General features: G+C 65.2%; 20 protein-coding genes. 7 read left to right on the forward strand and 13 right to left on the reverse strand.

What is annotated here, in order from left to right; all coding sequences use genetic code 11:
* Positions 1-13 precede the first annotated feature (13 nt).
* Complete coding sequence (locus CIT40_RS12990) at positions 14-1,138, forward strand: mandelate racemase/muconate lactonizing enzyme family protein (RefSeq protein ID WP_094896348.1); 1,125 nt, start codon at positions 14-16, stop codon at positions 1,136-1,138.
* 25 nt (positions 1,139-1,163) lie between these two features.
* Here the strand turns inward: CIT40_RS12990 and CIT40_RS12995 are convergent, their stop codons facing one another.
* The 5 genes from CIT40_RS12995 to CIT40_RS13015 form a co-directional block, all read right to left on the reverse strand.
* Entirely contained in the window at positions 1,164-2,036 is an 873-nt protein-coding gene (locus CIT40_RS12995) for an ABC transporter ATP-binding protein (RefSeq protein ID WP_094896349.1), read from the reverse strand.
* Positions 2,033-2,890 carry an ABC transporter permease gene (locus CIT40_RS13000; protein ID WP_162307850.1) on the reverse strand — a complete coding sequence of 286 codons (858 nt, stop codon included), beginning with the start codon at positions 2,888-2,890 and terminating at the stop codon, positions 2,033-2,035. Before CIT40_RS13000 ends, CIT40_RS12995 begins: the two co-directional genes overlap by 4 nt.
* 35 nt (positions 2,891-2,925) lie before the next feature.
* On the reverse strand, positions 2,926-4,347 hold the full coding sequence (locus tag CIT40_RS13005; RefSeq protein ID WP_162307473.1) for an ABC transporter substrate-binding protein: 1,422 nt from the start codon (positions 4,345-4,347) through the stop codon (positions 2,926-2,928).
* A gap of 181 nt (positions 4,348-4,528) precedes the next feature.
* Positions 4,529-5,302 carry a Crp/Fnr family transcriptional regulator gene (locus CIT40_RS13010; protein ID WP_094896352.1) on the reverse strand — a complete coding sequence of 258 codons (774 nt, stop codon included), beginning with the start codon at positions 5,300-5,302 and terminating at the stop codon, positions 4,529-4,531.
* 222 nt (positions 5,303-5,524) lie between these two features.
* Positions 5,525-5,821: a gamma-butyrobetaine hydroxylase-like domain-containing protein gene (locus CIT40_RS13015; RefSeq protein ID WP_162307851.1), complete on the reverse strand. Its 297-nt coding sequence runs from the start codon at positions 5,819-5,821 to the stop codon at positions 5,525-5,527.
* 194 nt (positions 5,822-6,015) lie between these two features.
* Here CIT40_RS13015 and CIT40_RS13020 point away from each other — a divergent pair, with 194 nt between their 5' ends.
* The 4 genes from CIT40_RS13020 (at position 6,016) to CIT40_RS13035 (ending at position 9,884) form a co-directional block, all read left to right on the forward strand.
* On the forward strand, positions 6,016-6,789 hold the full coding sequence (locus tag CIT40_RS13020; RefSeq protein ID WP_094896353.1) for a ferredoxin--NADP reductase: 774 nt from the start codon (positions 6,016-6,018) through the stop codon (positions 6,787-6,789).
* Positions 6,790-6,893: 104 nt separating this feature from the next.
* The gene (locus CIT40_RS13025; protein ID WP_094896752.1) at positions 6,894-8,636 is read left to right on the forward strand and encodes a fumarate reductase/succinate dehydrogenase flavoprotein subunit; all 1,743 of its coding nucleotides are present in this window, start codon (positions 6,894-6,896) and stop codon (positions 8,634-8,636) included.
* 34 nt (positions 8,637-8,670) lie between these two features.
* Complete coding sequence (locus CIT40_RS13030; protein WP_094896354.1) at positions 8,671-8,904, forward strand: 4Fe-4S dicluster domain-containing protein; 234 nt, start codon at positions 8,671-8,673, stop codon at positions 8,902-8,904.
* A 2-nt stretch (positions 8,905-8,906) separates the two neighbouring features.
* On the forward strand, positions 8,907-9,884 hold the full coding sequence (locus CIT40_RS13035) for a HEAT repeat domain-containing protein (RefSeq protein WP_162307474.1): 978 nt from the start codon (positions 8,907-8,909) through the stop codon (positions 9,882-9,884).
* Between the two features lie 454 nt (positions 9,885-10,338).
* On the opposite strand, the gene CIT40_RS13040 is transcribed toward CIT40_RS13035, so the two are convergent.
* Both CIT40_RS13040 and CIT40_RS13045 read right to left on the reverse strand, forming a co-directional pair.
* Positions 10,339-11,706, reverse strand: coding sequence for an amidase (locus CIT40_RS13040; RefSeq protein ID WP_094896356.1), 1,368 nt, complete (start codon positions 11,704-11,706; stop codon positions 10,339-10,341).
* The gene (locus CIT40_RS13045) at positions 11,687-12,883 is read right to left on the reverse strand and encodes an MFS transporter (RefSeq protein ID WP_094896357.1); all 1,197 of its coding nucleotides are present in this window, start codon (positions 12,881-12,883) and stop codon (positions 11,687-11,689) included. Before CIT40_RS13045 ends, CIT40_RS13040 begins: the two co-directional genes overlap by 20 nt.
* A gap of 26 nt (positions 12,884-12,909) precedes the next feature.
* Here CIT40_RS13045 and CIT40_RS13050 point away from each other — a divergent pair, with 26 nt between their 5' ends.
* Positions 12,910-13,245 carry a hydroxyisourate hydrolase gene (locus tag CIT40_RS13050; protein ID WP_162307852.1) on the forward strand — a complete coding sequence of 112 codons (336 nt, stop codon included), beginning with the start codon at positions 12,910-12,912 and terminating at the stop codon, positions 13,243-13,245.
* Here the strand turns inward: CIT40_RS13050 and CIT40_RS13055 are convergent, their stop codons facing one another.
* The 4 genes from CIT40_RS13055 to CIT40_RS13070 are packed head-to-tail and all read right to left on the reverse strand — an operon-like array spanning position 13,246 to position 17,110.
* The gene (locus tag CIT40_RS13055; protein WP_162307853.1) at positions 13,246-14,061 is read right to left on the reverse strand and encodes an ABC transporter permease; all 816 of its coding nucleotides are present in this window, start codon (positions 14,059-14,061) and stop codon (positions 13,246-13,248) included.
* On the reverse strand, positions 14,061-14,924 hold the full coding sequence (locus CIT40_RS13060; RefSeq protein ID WP_094896360.1) for an ABC transporter permease: 864 nt from the start codon (positions 14,922-14,924) through the stop codon (positions 14,061-14,063). The genes CIT40_RS13055 and CIT40_RS13060 overlap by 1 nt, the downstream gene beginning before the upstream one ends.
* A 15-nt stretch (positions 14,925-14,939) precedes the next feature.
* Positions 14,940-15,986: an ABC transporter substrate-binding protein gene (locus CIT40_RS13065; RefSeq protein WP_094896361.1), complete on the reverse strand. Its 1,047-nt coding sequence runs from the start codon at positions 15,984-15,986 to the stop codon at positions 14,940-14,942.
* Between the two features lie 29 nt (positions 15,987-16,015).
* Positions 16,016-17,110 (reverse strand): ABC transporter ATP-binding protein, encoded by a 1,095-nt coding sequence (locus CIT40_RS13070; protein ID WP_094896362.1) that lies wholly within the window; start codon positions 17,108-17,110, stop codon positions 16,016-16,018.
* A 40-nt stretch (positions 17,111-17,150) separates the two neighbouring features.
* Between CIT40_RS13070 and CIT40_RS13075 the strand changes: the two genes are divergently transcribed.
* Positions 17,151-18,590: an amidase gene (locus tag CIT40_RS13075; protein WP_244611959.1), complete on the forward strand. Its 1,440-nt coding sequence runs from the start codon at positions 17,151-17,153 to the stop codon at positions 18,588-18,590.
* Here CIT40_RS13075 and CIT40_RS13080 read toward each other — a convergent pair.
* The gene (locus tag CIT40_RS13080) at positions 18,587-19,336 is read right to left on the reverse strand and encodes an aspartate/glutamate racemase family protein (protein WP_162307854.1); all 750 of its coding nucleotides are present in this window, start codon (positions 19,334-19,336) and stop codon (positions 18,587-18,589) included. The two genes, CIT40_RS13075 and CIT40_RS13080, sit on opposite strands and share 4 nt — an antisense overlap.
* Positions 19,337-19,338: 2 nt before the next feature.
* Entirely contained in the window at positions 19,339-20,070 is a 732-nt protein-coding gene (locus CIT40_RS13085; RefSeq protein WP_244611960.1) for a GntR family transcriptional regulator, read from the reverse strand.
* Positions 20,071-20,199 lie beyond the last annotated feature (129 nt).

Here is a 20,199-nt window from a genome sequence, read left to right on the forward strand (position 1 = left end):
CAGGATCTGCAACATGACTGACAGCTTCACCATCCGCTCGATCGAGGCGTTCTGCTATCGCTATCCGCTGGCAACGCCGGTGGTGACGTCGTTCGGCAGGATGCTCAACCGTCCCGCCGTCTTCGTTCGCGTGATCGACGAAGACGGCGTCGAAGGATGGGGCGAAGCCTGGTCCAACTTTCCGGCACCGGGCGCGGAGCACCGCGCCCGGCTCGTCAACGACGTGCTCGCGCCCGGCCTTGTCGGGCGCAAATTCGACGGTCCCGCCCAGGCCTTTGAGGCTCTGACGAGGGGTACCGAAGTGCTGGCGCTGCAATGCGGCGAACCCGGTCCGTTTGCACAGGCGATCGCGGGCATCGATCTCGCGCTATGGGACCTGTCGGCGCGCCGTCGGCGCTTGCCGCTTTGGCGGCTGCTCGGCGGACACGGCAGCACGATCAAGGTCTATGCCAGCGGCATCAATCCCGGCGGCGCCAGGCAGACCGCCGAAGCCGCACTCGGGCGAGGTCATCGCGCGTTGAAGCTGAAGGTCGGATTCGGCGCCGACATCGACCTTGCCAATCTGGCAGCCCTGCGCGAGGTCGTCGGCGCGGGCATGCTCGCTGCGGACGCCAATCAGGGCTGGTCGGTCGAGCAGGCGCTTCAGATGCTGCCGCGGCTTGGCGGGTTCGATCTGCGCTGGCTGGAAGAGCCCATCCGCGCCGATCGGCCGCGCGAAGAATGGCAGAGACTGCGCGCAAGCGCGGACATGCCGATTGCCGCCGGCGAGAACATTTCAAGCGCCGAAGGCTTCAAGCAGGTGCTGACCGAGGACGTGCTCGGCGTGGTTCAGCCGGACATCGCCAAATGGGGCGGGCTCACGGTCTGTGCCGGGCTGGCGCGTGACATTCTCGATGCGCGCAAGACGTTTTGCCCGCACTATCTCGGCGGCGGCATCGGGCTGCTTGCCTCGGCTCATCTGCTGGCGGGCATCGGCGGAGATGGCTGGCTGGAGGTCGATGCCAACGACAATCCGCTGCGCGATCTGTTTTGCGGCCCCGTGGCCGACGTGCGCGAAGGCACGGTCCAACTGAGCGACGACCCCGGGCTCGGAGCAGTGCCGGATCTTTCAGCTGTCGAGCATTGTCGCAGCGTCTGACCAGTACTCGTCGGGAGTCGTTGGCCTAAAGCACCTCGGCCAAGGACTGGCCGTGCAGCTCGATGTTCAGTCCCTGCATGCCCATGTCGGTGATCTCGCCGCCCATCGCCTTCAGGCTCTCCTCGCGGATCAGCGACATCAGCCCGCGGCGCAGCGCCAGGAATTCAGAGGACATCATCATCGACTGCTGCCGCGGCCGTTCCAGCGGAATCGGAATCTCCGCCTTGATCGAGCCGGGGCGCGCGGTCATGCAGTAGACGCGGTCGGACAGGAAGATCGCCTCGTCGATGTCGTGGGTGACGAACAGCACCGAGATCTTCAGCCGCTGCCACATGTTGGTGAGGATTTGCTGCATGATGACGCGGGTCTGGGCGTCGAGCGCCCCGAAGGGCTCGTCCAGCAGCAGCACCTTCGGCCCCGTCGCGAGCGCGCGGACGATGCCGACGCGCTGCTTCATGCCGCCCGAGAGCTTTTCCGGATAGTGCTTCTCGAAGGCCTCCAGGCCGGCCAGCCCGAGCAGCGTTCGCGCGGCGCGCTCGCGCTGCGAGCGCGGCATCCCGCGCATCTTCAGGCCGAACTCGACGTTCTCCCGCACCGTCTTCCAGGGAAACAGCGAATATTGCTGGAACACCATGCCGCGCTCGGCGCTGGGTCCGCTCACACGCTCGCCGTCGACGGTGACGATACCGGTGGTCGGCTTGAGGAAGCCGGCGACTGCATTGAGCAGCGTGGACTTTCCGCAGCCGGAGGGCCCGACGATCGAGACGAACTCGCCCGGCTTCACGTGGATCTGCGTATCGGTGACGGCCTGGACCGGTCCCTCGATGCTGTCATAGCTCAGGGAAAAGTTCGTGACCTCGATGTGTCCTTGCGGTGCTTTGGCGGGAATCTCGCTCATTTTACTCTCCACGGCATCACCAATTGTCCGGCGCCTCGGATCAGCAGGCTCGATCCCAGGCCGAGAACGCCGATCGCGATCATGCCGAGCGCGATGTCGGCGTACTGCACCAGCGAATAAGCCTCCCAGGTGAAATATCCGATGCCGTATTGCCCGGAGATCATCTCCGCTGCGATCAGCGACACCCATGCGACGCCCATGCCGACGGTGAGGCCGGTGAAGATGTGCGGCAGCGAAGCCGGAAAATACACCTCCCGGAAGATCGATCGCTCGCGTGCACCGAGGCACTGCGCCGCGCGCACCAGCACGGGATCGACCAGTGACATGCCGTGGAGCGTGTTGATGAGGATCGGGAAGAACGAGCCGAGGAAGGTGATGAAGACGATGCTCTGCTCGTTGGTCGGCCACAGCATGATCGCCATCGGCACCCAGGCGATCGCCGGAATCGGCCGCAGCACTTCCGCGACCGGGAAGATGATCTCGTGGATGAGCTTGAAGCGGCCCATGATCAGGCCGAGCGGCACGCCGATGATGGCTGCGAGCGAGAAGCCGATGAGGATGCGCCGGCAGCTCAAGACAATATGCAACAGGAATTTGGGGTCGTGGATCGCCTTGGTGAAGCTGGCATAGACCGCGAGCGGCGAGGGGACGTTGGTGAAGCGCACGAAAAACACGACGCGGTAGGTCGTGAGCAGGTGCCAGACCAGAAGGAACGCCAGCAGCGAGATGACGCCGATCGCAATTGCGCGCAGGCTGCCGCGGTTCAGCCGGTACCAGCGCAGCGCGAGCGTGCCGAGGGAGGGCGGGGTGGCGACGGGCTCCGGGCCCGTCGCTGCAATGGCCGTTGCCGGCATGCTGTCCTCGGGCTGTCTGAGGATGGCGGAGCTGCTCACGTCTTGCCTCCGCTGACCGCCGCCTTCACCGCGTCGTCGAAGCCCAGCACCTTGCCGCCGATCTTGGCGGCATAGGCTTCGGCGTCCTTTTTCAGCAGGAACGGGGCGACGTCGCCATCGCCGACCGCGAAGAAGGCCTGGTCGGCGAATAGTTTGATGCCGCGCGTGGTGTCGAAGACGTAGGCGACGTTGATCTTCTTGCCCTTGGTCTTGAAGTCGGCATAGGCGCCCAACGTACACGCCGCGGATGAAAACGGCATGATGCCGGCGTCATCCACCCAGACCTCGCCGGCCTTGCGCGGATCGGTGATCGGCTTCTTGCAGAAGGCGTCGTCGCCCGAGATCTCGTAGTTCTTGGTGCTGGCAAGCTGGGCGTCATAGTCGAGCTTCATCTCGGCATAGGCCTTGCGGATGTAGCTGTCGTCCACCCACTTCTTCGGATCGAACTCCTTCATGCGGCCGAGATTTTGCAGTACCTTGACGTCGGTCGCGGCTGCATCGATCAGCGCCGGCTTGATCGTGGGGTCGGTGGTCATGTTGCCGCTGGGGCCGAGGAAGATGTAGACGACTTCCTTGTTGATCCCTGTCCATTCCTGGATCTTTTCGGCCGCCAGCTTGGGATCGTCGCGCAGCCACTGGTTGGCGGCGATCAGCGCCTTGAAATAAGCCACGACGACCTCGGGATATTTCTCGGCGAAATCGGTGCGGACCACGATGCCGTGAAAGGTCGGCAAATTGGTCTCGACACCGTCGAAGATCTTGCGCGCGAAGCCGCGGAACGGCAGCAACTCGGCAAAGGGAACGAAGTCCGCATGCGCGTCGATCTTCTTCTCCTGGAGGTTGGTCGAGCCGACTTCCGGGCTCTGGCTCACAAGCTGGAAGAAATCTGAATTATAGCCGCGATCCTGCATCGCCTTCAGCACCATGCCGTGCGCGGCGGAGCCGAACGGCACACTGACGAGCTTGCCCTTGAGATCGGCGAGATCGTAATAGGGCGAATCCTTGTGAACGACGACGCCGTTGCCGGAGCCGGACATGCTGTAGGCGGCTATGCCGATCAGCCGGCTCTTGCTCTCGGGATTACTTTCGAAGGTGAAGCCGTTCACGATCAGCGGATAGTCACCCATCATGCCAATCTGCAGCTTGTTCGCCATCATCGCGTTGGTGACGGGCGGGCCGGAGGTGAAGTTCTGCCACTCCAGCTCGAACTTGATGTTGGCGTATTTACCGTCCTTGGGCAGATACTTTTCGAGGAGATGGAGCTGGCGGATGACGACACCGGCGGTCACCGTATTGCTCGTGGTGTCCTGCGTTCCGATGCCGAGCGTGACGGTTTCCGCCGAGGCCGGCTGCGCGACCAGGAGGGCCAACGACGTCACCGACGTCGCGATCGAGAGCGTGGGAAGATGGCGGACCATTCTCATCCTCATTCGGTTGGATGTGCTGTGGTTGCCATGATTGGGTGAGGGCCCGGACAGGGCAAATCCGGAATGACCGCTGCAGTCGATTAGTTGCCGGGAAAAGCTGATTGCATACTCCTTGAGCAGTCCTGCACTTTAAAGCCGCTTGCCTGTGCATGGGCAGTGGTCGCAAATTCGATCAATCGGATGCGTGGCCGCGCATCTCCTCCAGCACGTCTGTCCGGCAGACCACGATCTGCGACCGCTTGGTCAGCACGATTCCCTTTTCCTGCATCCGCTTCAGGCTGATCGTGACCCATTGCCTGGTGGCTCCGACCATGTGAGCAATGTCGGCATGGGTGAAAGCGGCCGCGATCACCCTGCCATCGGCGTCCTCGACGCCATAGAGCTCGACGAGATGCAACAGCAGATGCGCAAGGCGCTGCGTGATCGAGCGCGTTCCAAGCATTTGGGCGAGAGCCGAATAGCATTTGCCCTTGAAGGTCAGGCCTTCGATCAGGCCGATCGCGAGGTTCGGAATCTCGACGGCAAGGGACCGCAGTTCCTTGCCGGGAAGGTGCACGACGCTGCAATTGCTGGACGCGACACCGGACCATTGATGCACGGTGCCTTCGAACACTTCCGGCCCGCCGACGAAATTGCCGACATGCCAATAGGCCAACGTGATCTCGCGCCCGAGCGGGGAGGTGTAGAACACTCGGATACGGCCGCTCTCGATCAGCCAGATGCCGTCATGCTTGCCGCCCTGGCTGAACAGTGTCTGGCCGCGGTTGAGCACCTTTCGGCGGCCCTGTTTCAGCACCAGCTCCCGTTCGCGTGGGGTGAGCTTGTCCATCAGCGGCGGGGGCCCGCCGATCCATTGCTGATTCTCTGTGAGCAGCAGCGAGGAACTGCCTGCAGGCCGGACTGCCGGGGGAACAGCCCCGCGAACCACATTCGCTGCCTGCAACATCGTCAGCCTCCGGAACGTTCAAATCGTTCTAAAGAGGAGCAATGTCCGTGCCAGATGGGGTAGGCACCAACACCGGTGTCATCGCCCGCCTAGTGCGCAATTGCGCACAGGGGCGGGCGATCCAGTATTCCAGAGGTGCCAATGGGATACGGAGAGGCCGCGGTGTACTGGATTCACCGCCTTGGCGGGGAATGACAGCGGTTTTCGTAGGCAGATCGAGGCCTACCGGCCCGCCAGGCTCAGCAGATATGGTTTCGGGTAGATCCCTCGGTTATGTCCATCCGAGAACGAGATGTTCAGCCCATAGCCGAGGTCGCCGATCTCGGTGATCGCGATGCCCGCAAAGCGTTCGGGAAAGCGGCCGTCGAAGCGGGCGCGGGTGCAGTGAGCGCATTTGCAGGAGAGGCGAAGCTTTTCAGCAGGCACGCTCAGCGCATCATCCTGTGTGGTGCGAACGAGGAGCGTCGCCAGATCGGCGCTCGCTTCGTAGTCTGTCACGGTCGGTGCTACCAAGGTCATGGTCATGGCGTATCTCCGCCCCTCTTCTACGTCGTCGCAGACGATCGCGAATAGCAACTAGTTGCCAACGCCGGCTGCTTCCCGATCATCGCCCGCGAAATGTGAAACTAATCGACCGGGAATTTCACTTCGGCGTTGCCGGATTCCTCTCTCTCCGAGACCTTGCGCGCAATCGAGTCATGGAGAGACGACGGATGAGCGCATTTCAGAAGGAGACGGTTCTGTCGGTCCGGCACTGGACTGAGTCCCTGTTCAGCTTCACCGCGACACGCGATCCCGGCTTCCGTTTCCAGAACGGACAGTTTGCGATGATCGGGCTGGAAGTCGAGGGCAAGCCGTTGATGCGGGCCTACAGCATGGCCAGCGCCAATCACGAGGAGGCGCTCGAATTCTTCTCGATCAAGGTGCAGGACGGTCCGCTGACCTCGCGCCTCCAGAAGATCAGCGAAGGCGACATCATCCTGGTCGGCCGCAAGGCGACGGGGACGTTGATCACCGGCAACCTCATCCCGGGAAAGCGCCTTCTGTTGCTTTCGACCGGCACGGGCCTCGCGCCGTTTGCCAGCCTGATCAAAGACCCCGACGTCTACGAGAGCTACGAGACCATCGTGCTCGCCCATGGCTGCCGCCAGGTCTCCGAACTCGCCTATGGCGAGCACGTGGTCGAAGACCTGCGCAATCACGAGTTCTTCGGACCCTTGATCCGCGACAAGCTCGTCTATTACCCGACCGTCACCCGCGAGCCGTTCAGGAATCGTGGCCGCATCACCGATCTGATCGCCTCGGGTCAGCTGTTCGACGATATCGGGCAGGGCAGCCTCGATCTCGAGACCGACCGCATCATGCTGTGCGGCAGCCCGGCGATGCTCGAGGAACTCCCCGCAATGCTTTCCGCGCGCGGCTTCGTCGAAGGGAACCACAGCCAGCCCGGCCATTTCGTGATCGAAAAGGCCTTCGTCGAGCGCTGAGGCGTAAATCGCGTCCCGGCGACAACTAATTGCTATCGCCGAGACGCCCTCTGAACAAATCTGATGCAAAGGCGCCGGAGATGCCGGCGAACCAGGAGCAAGCGATGGCACTAGATCAGATCGTCGACGGACTTTCGGAAGTTTCCTGCGATGTGCTGGTGATCGGTGGCGGCACGGCCGGCCCGATGGCGGCGCTCAAGGCGAAGCTGAAGAACCCGAAGGCGAATGTCGTCCTGCTCGAAAAGGCCAACGTCAAGCGTTCCGGCGCGATCTCGATGGGCATGGACGGGCTGAACAACGCCGTCATCCCCGGCTATGCGACGCCGGAGCAGTACACCAAGGAAATCACCATCGCCAATGACGGCATCGTCGACCAGAAGGCGGTCTATAAATACGCGCAGAACTGCTACGGCATCATCGAGGAGCTCGACAGCTTCGGCATCCGCTTCTTGAAGAACGAGAATGGCGACTACGCCGTCAAGAAGGTCCATCACATCGGCACCTACGTGCTGCCGATGCCGAACGGCGAGACCGTGAAGAAGGCGCTCTATCGCCAGTTGCGGCGTGCCCGCATCCTGATTTCCAATCGCTACATGGCGACGCGGCTGCTCAAATCGAGCGACGGCCGCATCGCCGGCGCGATCAGCGTCAACACCCGCACCGCAGAAATGCTGGTGATCAAGGCCAAGGCCGTGATCCTCTGCATGGGCGCCGCCGGCCGCCTGGGTCTGCCGACCTCCGGCTACATGTTCGGCACCTACGAGAACGCCGCCAATTCCGGCGACGGCTATTCGATGGCCTATCACGCCGGCGCCGCGCTTGCGAACCTCGAATGCTACCAGATCAATCCGCTGATCAAGGATTACAACGGTCCCGCCTGCGCCTATGTCGCCGGCCCCTTCGGCGCCTTTACCGCCAACAACGAGGGATCTCGCTTCATCGAATGCGACTACTGGTCCGGACAGATGATGCTCGAATTCTACAACGAGCTGCTGTCGGGCAAGGGGCCGGTGTTCCTCCAGCTCAAGCATCTCCACCCGGACACGATCTCGGAAATCGAATCCACGCTGCACAAGGTGGAGCGGCCGACGCGTGGCCTGTTCCAGCAGGGACGCGGGGTCGACTACCGCAACGACTCGATCGAGATGCACATCTCCGAGATCGGCTTCTGCTCCGGCCACAGTGCTTCCGGCGTGTTCGTCGACGACAACGCCCGCACCACCGTGCCGGGCCTCTATGCCGCCGGCGATATGGCAAGCGTGCCGCACAACTACATGCTCGGTGCCTTCACCAACGGCGCGGTCGCCGGCATCGACGCGATGGAGTTCGCCGACAGCCACGATTTCGCGGAGTTCGATGCGGCCGATGTCGCCAGGGAACGCGACCGCGTGATGGCGCCGACCAGGCGCGAGGACGGCATTCCGCCGAACCAGGTCGAGTACAAGACGCGCCGCCTCGTCAACGACTATCTCCAGCCGCCGAAGGTCACGCGCAAATATGAGCTCGGCATGCGCCGCCTCGCCGAGACGCGGCAGGACATGCAGGAACACATGATCGCGCGGAACGCACACGAGCTGCTCCGTGCGCTCGAAGTCCAGTCGATCATGGACTGCGCCGACATGGCGGTACATGCCTCGCTCTATCGCGAAGAGAGCCGCTGGGGCCTCTATCACTGGCGCACCGATTTCCCGGAGAAGGACAACGAGAACTGGTTCTGCCACACGCTCCTGAGCAAGCAGAATGGCAAGATGACCAGCGAGAAGCGCGCGGTCGAGCCCTATGTCGTGCCGATCGCCGACGACGAGAAGGACCTCTACGACAAGCAGCGCATCCGCGCGACCGCCTGATCCACCGCCAAATAGAAGCAACAGGAGATCAACGATGCCTCTCGCATCCTATCAGACATCGGTCCCGGTGGTCGTCGACGACGCCAAATGCATCGCCGACAAGGGCTGCACCGTGTGCGTCGACGTTTGCCCGCTCGACGTGCTCCGCATCAGCGACATAACCAACAAGGCCTACATGGCCTATGACGAATGCTGGTATTGCATGCCCTGCGAGGCTGATTGCCCGACCGGCGCCGTCACCGTCAACATTCCCTATCTGTTGAGGTGACCATGTCGAGCCCGTTCGAATCCTACGACGATCTCGAAGATGCCGACGAACGGTTGCAGGCTGCAGATCCGGCCGAGCGGCGCGTCGCCATCATCGCGCTCGGCCATTCCGGCGACCCGGCCGCCGTCGCCCATCTCGCCAACCTGGTGTCGGATCCCGACGCGGGCGTGCGCCAGCAGGTCGCGATGGCGCTGGGCGAGTTCGACGGGCCGGAGGCGGCAAGTGCTCTGGTCAAGCTGCTGGTCGATCCCGAGCGGATCGTGGCGTCGGCCGCAGCCGACAGTCTGGCCGAATTCAAGGACCCCGCCTGCGCCGAGATCATCCTGCCGCTGGTCAAGCATGCCCACGCCTTCGTTCGCATGGGCGCGCTGCGCGCGCTCAAGGAGTTGCGCCGCAAGGACACGCTGAAGCCCGCGCTGGAAGCGCTCCAGGACGGTGACGCGGCCGTCCGCGTGCAGGCGATCGGCGTCATCGGTTTCCTCAAGCTCGAAGAGTCGATCCCGGCGCTGACCGCGCTGATCCACGATCCCGACGCCCATGTGCGCCGCGCCGCGGTGAGCGCGCTTGCCTTCTCGCAGATGAAGCCGGCGGCCGAGACGATCACCCGCGCCCTCAAGGACAGCGACTGGATGGTCCGGGAGATGGCAGCCGAGACGCTGGGGCTCAACGTCAACGGTTCGCTCGCTGCCGATCAGCTCATCGCCTCACTGGCCGACGAATTCTGGCAGGTGCGGCTCAAGGCGATCCGCAGCCTCGGCAAGATGAAGCTCGAGCGCGCCTTGCGCCCGATCGGCAATTGCATCAACCACGAGCAGGCGAACTTGCGGAAGGAGGCGGCTGCCGCGCTCGGCGAGATCGCCGCCCCCGAGGGCGAGGCCTACCTTGTCGTGATCGCCAACGATCCCGATCCCGACGTGCGCAAGAACGCCCGCTGGGCGCTCCAGCAGATCGCCGCGCGAAAGGGAAAGGCGGGAGCGTAGAGTGGAGGGGGCCAGTTCAGTCTCGTGACGCCGTTTGGCGGCGTGGGTCAAGCGCTGGTCGGAGACGGCGTGGAGAACGCCGCGGCCTATGCCGCTGCGGCATTCGAGACGGCGCAACTCTGGGCGAAGTTCTGGCCGCAGCTTGCGCTGCGCGAGGGGAGTGGAGGGCGCGCGAAGGGGTGAAGCGGCCATCATACAATAGTACAGGTGTTTTGCCCGACGTGTCAGGTCGCTCAGGTACGATACGCAATCGTGAGCCTCGGTATTCCCAAAAGTAACGCGCGAAAAGCCCTTCGCAAACAAGGGCATCTCTACTGTGCATGGGGTTGTTTTCGCGCTTTTGGGGTCCTAGCCCAGCTCGATCGGTCCGTCGCGGCCGCTGAGTTCCTCGTCGAGGCGCAGATAATGCCCGAGATAATCGTGGAGTGCAGTCGCCGCCTTCGAGGTCGCCCGCTTACTTCCGCAGCAAATCCTCGATCCGTTGGGCGGCCCCAAGCAGCGTCCGGTCCTGTCCGCGCCTGGCGATGATTTGCAGGCCGAACGGAAGGCCGCGCGGATCCGCTCCGCATGGAATCGAGATCGCCGGCAGGCGGGCATGATTGACGAAGGGAGTAAACACCGCATGCCCCCGTGGGCTCGCGGGCTTTCCGCCGATCATGTCCGGCCCAAGCTGGGTCAGCGGCCAAGCGACGCAAGGGACGGTCGGGGTCAGCAGCACGTCCATTTCGGTGAGGAAGGCGGCGAAAGCACTGGCGACCGCGGCGCTCGCGACCAGAGCTCCAGCAACCTCTGCACCCGACCAGGAGAGGCCGCGTTCGATCTGCCTGGCGACGTCAGGATCGAATATGGAGGGATCCTTGCGGAACGCGTCGCCATGGAGCGCAGCGAGGCCCGCGTGCTGCAGCGGCATGATGGCGTCTTCGGTCGCGCCCGCCGGCCAGACGGGATCGCGCTGCATGATGCGCAATCCTACCGCGGAGAGGCGGTCGACGGTGGAGGCGAGGCCGTCGGCGACGATGTCGTCGACCGCGACGTCGAGGCCAAGACGGGGCGAGAACGCGATGCGCAAGCCGGCGATGTTTTCAGCCTGCGGTGCGATGACGGCGGAATCGGGGTCGCGCGGATCGGCGCCGGCCATGGCCTCGAACGCCAATGCGATATCGGCGACTTCAGACGCGATCGGTGCGATCACGGAGAGGCCGAAGAACGGCTCGGCAAAACCGGGTCCATAGGGAATCGCGCCGTAGGACGGCTTGAAGCCGGTGACGCCGACATGAGCCGGCGGCCTGCGGCTGGAGCCGCCGGCATCGGTGCCGATCGCGAGCGGCACGAGGCCGGCTGCGACGGCAGCGGCGGGACCGCCGGACGAGCCGCCCGGGGTCAGCGCGGGATCGAGCGGGTGGTGTGTGGGCCCGTAGAGCTGTGAGGTGGTGACGCCCTTGCAGGCGAACTCCGACGTCGCGCCGATACCGACCACGACGGCACCGGCCCTGCGCAGCCGCTCGATCGCCATCGCATCTTCGGGCGCGACGAAATCGGCGAACAGGCGCGAGCCCTGCGTGACACGCCAGCCGGCGACCCAGATGTTGTCCTTGACGACGACGGGCACGCCCGCGAGCGGCATGGTCTCGCCGGCGCGCACGCGATCGTCGACCGCCGCGGCATCGGCCAGCGTGCGCGCGGGATCGACCGTGACCACGGCGTTCAGCGCCTTGGCGGCCTCGATGCGCGCGAGCGCGGCCTTGGCGGTCTCGACCGCGTTCGTTCGTCCGGCCGCAACGTCGGCCGCGATCCCGCGCGCGCTATTGACCAGCTTTGTCATGGCCTCCCCAGATCAACGCCAATGTGCCGCCCAGCGCAAGGCAGGCGAGGGCGACGAAGGCCGCGCCGAGGCTGGCCGCGGCGTCCAGGATCGAGATCAGCGCCGGGGCAGCCAGCAGGCCCGCATAGGATGCGGTCAGAACCGCACCGGTGGCCTCGCCGATCCGGTCCTGCGGCGCAAGGCGCGCGATCTCGGCGATGAAGACGCCGTTCCAGCCCGACGCGGTCAGGCCGAACAGGGCGGCCATCGCGAACTGCCAGCTGCGCCCGAGCGATGCGCCCTCAAGGCCAAGCAGCGCGGCGCAGAAGGCCATGCCGAGGCCGATAGCGACCAGAACGCCGCGTGAGGCATCGAGCCGCATCGCGACAAAGCCCCAGCCGAGCCGGCCGACCAGGCCGCCGGCTTGCGCGCAGGCGAGCGCCATGCCGGCCTCGATATGGCTGAGGCCGAGTTCACGCGTGCCGAGCGTGACGAAGACCGTGTTGAGCGACACCTGCATCGCGCTGAACGGCATCGAGGCCAGCGCCAGCATCGCAATGCGCCGGTCCGCGGTGACGAGCGCGAGCCGTGCACGGAGACCGAGTTCCGGAGGAGGCACGGCCTTGCCGACGTAGGTAGGCCGCAGCCGCTCGAACAGCAGGATCGCCAGCAGTGCGCAGGCACCCACGGCTGCATAGCACCAGGCAGGTCCGAGCGAGATGGCAAGGGCAGGCAGCACCAGCGAGCCGCAGACGGCGCCAATCTGGTTGCCGGTCTGGCGCACCGAGAACACGAAGGCCCGCCGTTCGGCCGTCACGAGCCGCGACAGCAGCGCCGCGCTGGCCGGCGTCTCCGGCCCGAAGGCAAGGCCGAGACAGAGGCCCGCAGCGAGCAGGGCCGCGGTCGTGCCGAGCGAGGCCAGCGCCATGCTGGCCATGATGGCCGCCGCGCAGAGGCTGGCGATCCGCAGCGAGCCCAGCCGCGCAATGAAACCGCCGCCCCAGAACGAGGCGGGAATGCCGACGGCGAACACCGCGCAGGAGAACATCGAGAGCTGCCAGACCTCGATATGGGCGCGGGGCGCGACCACGCCCGGCGCGAACAGCGCGAGCGCCACCAGGGCCTGGAGCGAGGTCATCGCCCCCAGGGCCGGCAGCAGAGCGGGCGCTGGTCGAACGGGACTGTTTGCGTCTACCATGCAACTGCACTCACGGGAGGACCATGGTGGCAGGCGGTATTTCCATTCATGCAGTCGATGTGGCGAGCGGCCGGCCGGCGCAGGGACTGCGCGTCGAGATCTGGCGGGTCGATCCGGACTCGCTGCGCATCGCCGACGGGCGGCTCGGGGCGAACGGCGTGCTCGATCATCTCGTCGCGCAAGGCGCAGGCGTGACGGCTGGCGAGTACGAGGTGCTGTTTCATCTTGGCGAGTTCTTCGGTGACAGCGACGGTTTCCTGACCGTGGCGCCGTTCCGCTTCCGCATCAAGCACGTCAATGAACATTTTCATCTGCCGCTGAAATTCACCCGCTGGGGCTATTCGCTGTTCCGCGGCGCCTGATCAGTTGGTCAGCCGCCGCGACAGGCCCGTGACGCGCTCCATCACCGCGACCATCGCCACGGTCGCGATGATCAGGACGCCCGACAGCGCGGCGATGGTGACGTCGAGCTTGCCCTCGAGATCCTGCCACATCCGGATCGGCAGCATGTCGGTGGCGGCGTCGCGCAGGAACAACGAGACCGGCACGTTGTCGAACGACGACATGAAGGCGATGAAGGCGCCCGCGATGATGCCGGGCCGGATCAGCGGCAGTACGATGCGCCGGAACGTGTAGAGGCGGCTTGCGCCCAGCACCGCGGAGCTTTCGAGCAGGGTCGGCTCCAGCTGGGCCAGCGCGGCGACGGTGTTGCGCACGACATAGGGCACGCAGACCACGGTGTGGCCGATCACCAGCGTCAGCGGCGACACCGGCAGGCCAACCAGCGAAAACAGCATCAGCGCGGCCAGGCCGAAAGCCAGCGCAGGCAGGACCAGCGGCGACATGAAGAGGGAATCGAGCAGCCGCGCCGACAGTTTCTGCGAGCGCGAGATCGCAAGCGCGGCGGCGACGCCGAGCACGACGGACAGGCCCGTCGCCCACAATGCTACGATCAGGCTGTTCTTCGCCGCGAAGTGCAGCTGCCAGGCGTCCCAGAGCTCGGCGTACCAGCGCAGCGAATAGCCCGGCGGCGGGAATTTCAGCGAGAAGCCGCTGGTGAAAGAGACGATCAGGACGACGAGCGACGGCGCGATGATCAGGATCAGCGCGATGATCGCGACCAATGTCATGACCAGCTCGAAGCTGAAGGCCTCGAGGGTGCGCTTGCGGCCAGCCATCATGCCCCTCCGTAGCCGCGCGACAGGCGGCCGAGCGTGGTGAAGACCGACACGACCGCGAGCACGGCCAGCAGGAAGATGATCGAGATCGCCGACGCGAACGGCCAGTTCTGCAAGGTCGAGGCCTGCTGGTAGAGATACATCGGCATGAACAGCATCTGCCCGCCGCCGACCAGCGACTGGGTGATGAAGGCCGTGATGGCGGCGGCATAGGTCAGCGTGCAGCCGGCGATCACGCCGGGCAGCGACAACGGCAGCACGACGCGGAAGAAGGTGCGCCAGCTTCCGGCGCCGAGCGAGCAGGAGGCATCGTCGAGATTGGGATCGATGCGGCCGAGCGCAGTGATCAGCGGCAGCGTCATCAGCGGCATCTGCACCTGCGCCAGTGCGATCACGACGCCGAACTGGGTGTAGAGCAGCTTCAGGGGCGTATCGATGATCCCGAGCGACTGCAGCGTCGCGTTGATGATGCCCTGGCGGCCCAGAATGACGATCCAGGCGAAGGTGCGCACCACCACGCTGGTCAAAAGCGGCAGCAGCACGATCAGGATGATGATGGTCTGAAGCCTGGGCCCGACCCGCTGGTAGAGCCATGCGATGGGAAAGCCGAGCACGAGGCAGACGGCCGTCACCTCGGCTCCCAGCAGCAGCGTCGAGCCGAGCACACTGAGGCTGAAGGGGTCGGCCAAAAAGTGCAAGTACTGGCCGAGCCCCCAATGGAGCCCGGCCGTGTCGTTGTGCAGCGAGAGCCAGAACAGCTGCAGCAGGGGCGCGACGAAGAACAGCAGGAAGAACAGCGCCAGCGGCGCCGCCAATCCCATTCCATAGGACGTGACGTCCCGTGATGCCGGTGCTGCGCCCATCGCCAGGTCCTTGCGCTAGATCTTGATCTCGCGGTTGAAGCGCTCGATCCAGGCCGAGCGCTGCTCGTTGATCTTCTTCCAGTCCTGGAACACGAACTTCTTCTTCAGCTCGGCGGTGTCCTTGGCGAGCACGCGCGCGATCTCGCCGCCCATCGTCACCTTGGAATTAGTCGGCACGATCAGATAAGGCGGGTTCATCAGTGTGGTCTGGACTTCCGGTGTCAGCGCCGCCTCGATCAGCTTGAAGGCCAGCTCGCGGTTCGGCGAGTTCTTGACGATGTGGATCGTGGTCTTGAAGGCGATGGCACCTTCCTTCGGCGCTACGAACTCGACCGGCACGCCACGGGCTTTGAGGATCTGGATGGCGTTGAAATTGCCGGGGGAGATGTCGATCTGGCCCTGCTGGAACAGGGTCGCGAGCGCGCCGGGATTGGCGGCCACCGCGGCGAGATTGGGCTTGAGTTCCTCCAGCGCCTTGAAGGCGGGATCAACATTGGCTTCCGAGCCGCCGCGCATCTTGGCGATTTCGACCAGCCAGCCGGTGCCGAGCGTCGAGTTGAGGTTGGTGATGCCGACGCGGCCCTTGAACTCGGGCTTCCAGAGATCGGCCCAGGAGGTCGGCGGCGTCTTGACGGCTTCCGGGTTGTAGGTGAGGCCGACGACCTGGAAGAACGGAGCAGGGCCCATCGGTTCCTGTGCCTCGGCGATCAGGTCCTTGTAATAGGCACTCTTCTCGACCGGATAGGGCTCGACCAGGTCCTGGCCGATGGCGACGAGGGCAGGGCCGGGATCGTGCAACATGACGTCGATCGGCGGATTGGCTTTCGCGGCATTGACCTTGGCGATCTGGTCGACCGAGAGCATGGGATCGAGCACCATCGCGGCATCGGCGTTTGCCTTGCGGAAGGCCGGCACCAGAACGGCCTTGTGCGCTTCCTCCCAGCTTCCGGTGAAGGTCGCAAACACCAGCGGGCGGGCCTGGGCAAAGCTCAGTCCGGGAAACGCCTTCATGGCACCGAGTGTGAGGGCGGTCGTCATCAGGCTGCGGCGATTGAGGATCATGTCGAACTCCGTGTGGACAATGACAGGAACTAAAGCGTTGCGGGAAATGCGTTGGCGAGCGAAGGGGCGAGTGGTGCGAGCCGCACGGCGGCGCCGCTCTCCAGCGCGCGCGTCTCGCCGATGCGCGCCTGGGAGATCTTGACGCCGGAGCCGTCTGCCGTCGTGATCTCGTGCACGACGGTGGCGCCCAGCGGCAGCGACATGCCGACCACGCCGGCAAAGCCGGTCTCGTCGCCGACGAATTGCAGATGCTCGGGTCGGATGCACACGGTGACGCGCCCGCCTTCGGTGAGGGCGCCGGCGGCGGGCCGCGCAATGATCTCCGCGCCCGCATCGAGGCGGACTTTGGCGGCAGTTCGGTCCGCCGAGACGACCACGCCGGGCATGCGATTGCTGGAGCCGACAAAAGTGTTCACGAACAGGGTCTGCGGCCGGTCGTAGACGTCCGACGGCGTGCCGAACTGCTCGAGCTTGCCGTGGCTCAGCACGGCGACGCGATCGGCCATCGACAGCGCCTCTTCCTGGTCGTGCGTCACGATCAGCGTGGTGATGCCGGAGACACGCTGCAGCCGCTTGACCTCGATCTGCATGTCGAGCCGCAGATTCTTGTCCAGCGCGGCAAAGGGCTCGTCGAGCAGCAGGATCGACGGCTTGATCGCGAGCGCGCGAGCGAGCGCGACGCGCTGCTGTTGGCCGCCGGAGAGCTGCCGCGGCAGGCGTTCGGCCATGGTCGGCAATTGCACCAGTTCCAGAAGACGCTGCGACTCGCGCTGGCGCGTTGCCTTGTCGATGCCGCGGGCAGCGAGCCCGTAGGCTACGTTCTCGCTGATGGAGAGATGCGGGAATAGCGCGTAGTTCTGGAACACGATGCCGACCGCGCGGCGGTTCGGCGGCAGCGCATCGACGATGTCGTCGCCGATGATGATCCGCCCTTGCGTCTGCGCGATGAAGCCGGCGATGATGCGCAGCAGGGTGGTCTTGCCGCAGCCGGACGGGCCGAGCAGGGCGATGATCTCGCCGCCCTTGATGTCGAGATTGATGTTCTCGACCGCAAGCGCGCCGCTCGGATAGCGATGGGTGACGGCGTCGACGACGAGCGAACGTCCGCCTTGCGCTTCAGCCATGGTGTTGCCTCCCGTTGCCCCAGAGGAGAAAGCAAGTCTCGTGCCCGACGCGGTCGCTTTTTGCGGCGCGTTTTGGCATTGTAGTGCGATGACCTCGGTTCGATCGATTTGCGACCTCACCGCCACGGCCCTCGCACGCGCCATTGCGAAGGGCGAGCTGTCCTCGCGCGAGGCCGTCGAGGCGCATCTGGAGCGGATCGCGGACCAGGATCCGAAATTGGCGGCGTTCGTGACTGTCGATGCGGAGGGCGCCCGCCGTGCGGCGGACATCTGCGATGCGGCGGCTGTGCCGACCGGCCCGCTGCATGGGGTGCCCGTCGCAATCAAGGACCTCACCGACACCGCGGGGATTGCGACTACCTATGGGTCGGTGCTGTTTCGCAATCATGTGCCGACGGAGGACGATCTCGTGGTCGCGCGGCTGCGGCGCGCCGGCGCGATCATTATAGGAAAGACAAACACGCCGGAGTTCGGTTTCGGCGCGGTCTGCACCAATAAACTGCGCGGTCCGACGCGCAATCCCTTCGATCCGGCGCTGACCTCCGGCGGATCGTCCGGCGGCTCCGCCGTGGCGGTCGCGGCCGGCATGGTGCCGCTGGCGCACGGCACCGATTTCGGCGGCTCGGTGCGCACGCCCGCAAGCTTCTGCGACGTTGCCTCGATCCGGCCGACGCCCGGCCGCATTCCGGCGCCGCGCCGGCCACTCGGTTGGGACATGCTGGCCAGCCACGGTTTTCTTGCCCGCGACGTCGATGATCTCGAACTGGCGCTGTCGGTCTGCGCTGGTGGCGATGCGCAGGACCCCCTCTCGACCGGCATTGTCAATGATGATCGTCCCCTCGCTGGACGTTCCCGGATCGCAGTCACGCCTGATTTCGGTGTTGCTCCGGTTTCGCGCGATGTCCGCGCTCGTTTTGCCGATGCTTGCGAGGCGCTCGCGCGTGTTGCCGAGATCGTCTCGTCTTCGCCGGATTGCAGCGGCGCGATCGAGACCTTCAGCGCCCTTCGTGCCGCCCACATCGCCAACAGCTATGGCGAGCTGCTGCGGACGCGCCGCGGCGAGCTCACGCCGACCGTGATCTGGAATATCGAGGCGGGCGCCAAGCTCTCCGCGGAGGATTACCTGCACGCCGAGCGGCGGCGCACTGCGATCTACCGCAGCTTTCGCGAGGCGTTCGCGCGCGTCGATTTCCTGATTGCGCCCGCGGCGTCGGTCTTTCCCTGGCCGAACGAGATCAGTGACGTCACCGCGATCGACGGCGCAGCCCTGGAGACGCCGATCGACTATCTCGCCGTCACCTTCATCGTGTCGCTGGTTGGCTGTCCGGTCCTGACCCTGCCGGTGCGGCGAGGGGAGAATGAGCTGCCCTTCGGCATCCAGATCATAGCGCCACCGGGCTGCGAATCCCGCCTGTTTGCCTTCGGCCGTGCCATCGAAAAGGAATTGGGCTTTTCGCATCGTCGGCCGAAGCTCCCCTAGCTGTCGCGATGCTCGAGCCGGGCGGCGAGCGCGCCGGCAAGACCGATGGTGGGTTTGGCAGCAGGCCGGCGGTACGTGCCCGCCGTCGCCTTGCGCAGGCGCAACGCGATCAGTGCCTCGGCCTGCTTCACGGCAGCGACAACCTGGTCGACGACGGGAACGGGGATTCGGTCGGCGACGCGTTCGGCAAGGCCCGAGAGCGGCGCACCTGCAAAGATCAGCACATCGGCCTCGTCCTCGACGATGGCGCGCTGCGCAAGGGCAACGAGCAGATCTTCCTTTTCCGTGCCGACCTCGGAGATCGCCTGGAACGGCGTATCGAGCATGCGGATGCCGGCGCAGCGCTCCCAGAGCCCGTGCGCGCGGACGCATTCCTCATACCAGGGCCCCAGCGCCTGCGCGAAAGTGACGATGGCGAAACGGCGTCCGGCCATGCACGCCGTCAGCATCGCGGCTTCCGCAAGGCCGATCACGGGAATGTCGAACGTTTCGCGTGCGGCAAACAGGCCGGGGTCGCCGAAGGCGGCGATGATCGCAGCGTCGACCGTCTTGTGCTGCTCGGCCAGCATTTCCAGCGCGATCGCGCCGCCGATCTGCGCCTCGGTCCGCGTCGCGATATAGGGCACACCGCGGGTCGCGGTGCAGGGGACGATCTCGGTGCCGGGCGCGGCGGCGCGCTGCCCGACCTCCGTCATCAACTGGGTGACCCCCGTGCTGGTGTTGGGATTGAGCAGCAGCAGCTTCATGGTCATGCCGCCGTCAGCTTGGGTTTGGGAGCGAGCGTCTCGAGCAGCGCAGTGCCGGTCTGGCGGACATGGGCGCCGAGCAGGCGTCCGGCCGCTTCGCTGTCGCGCGCTTCGAGCGCGGCGAGGATGCCGGCGTGTTCTTCGACCGAATTGCTCCAGCGCTTGTCGGCACCCAGCGCCAGATAGCGTGCACGCTCGGCGCGGGAGATCAGTGTCTCGTGCGCTTCGCGGAGCGGTGTGTTGCGCGCCATCCGGACGATGGTGTTGTGGATTTCGCCGTTGATGGCGAAGTAATCGTCGAGCTTGCCGTTGCGATGATGACCCTCCATCCGGGTCTGCAGCGTGCGCAGGCGGGCGAGGTCACGCTCGGTGGCGCGCTCGGCGGCGAGCTCTGCGGCCAGCCGTTCGATCCCGGCGAGCGCTTCGAACAACTCCGAGATGCCGGCGACTGCGATGTCGGCGATGCGTGGACTGCGGTTGGGGCGAAGCTCGATCAACCCTTCGGCCGCGAGCACCTTCATGGCCTCGCGAAGGGGAGTGCGCGACACGCCCAGCTCCTTGGATAGCCTGGTCTCCTGGGTCTGCGAGCCCGGCGCCAGCTCGCCGCGAATGATCATCGTCCGCATCCGCGCGGCGGCGCGCTCATGCAGGCCCATCCGCTTGAGTTTGGGCGATTTTCGGCCCTTCGGGGTTTCCGACTTCTGCTGCACGCGCGCCTCGTTGCTCCAGTTCATCCTAGCCGTTTCCGGCCGCTTGGCTTGCCCAAAATACCGACGCATGTCGCTGAAAACAATGGCATAGCGCGCAAATTGTATGCAGCATGCAGAATCCCCGTTGCGCTGCCGCGAAGGCCGACCGATGAT

Origin of the sequence: Bradyrhizobium amphicarpaeae, from assembly GCF_002266435.3 — a bacterium.
GTDB lineage: Bacteria > Pseudomonadota > Alphaproteobacteria > Rhizobiales > Xanthobacteraceae > Bradyrhizobium > Bradyrhizobium amphicarpaeae.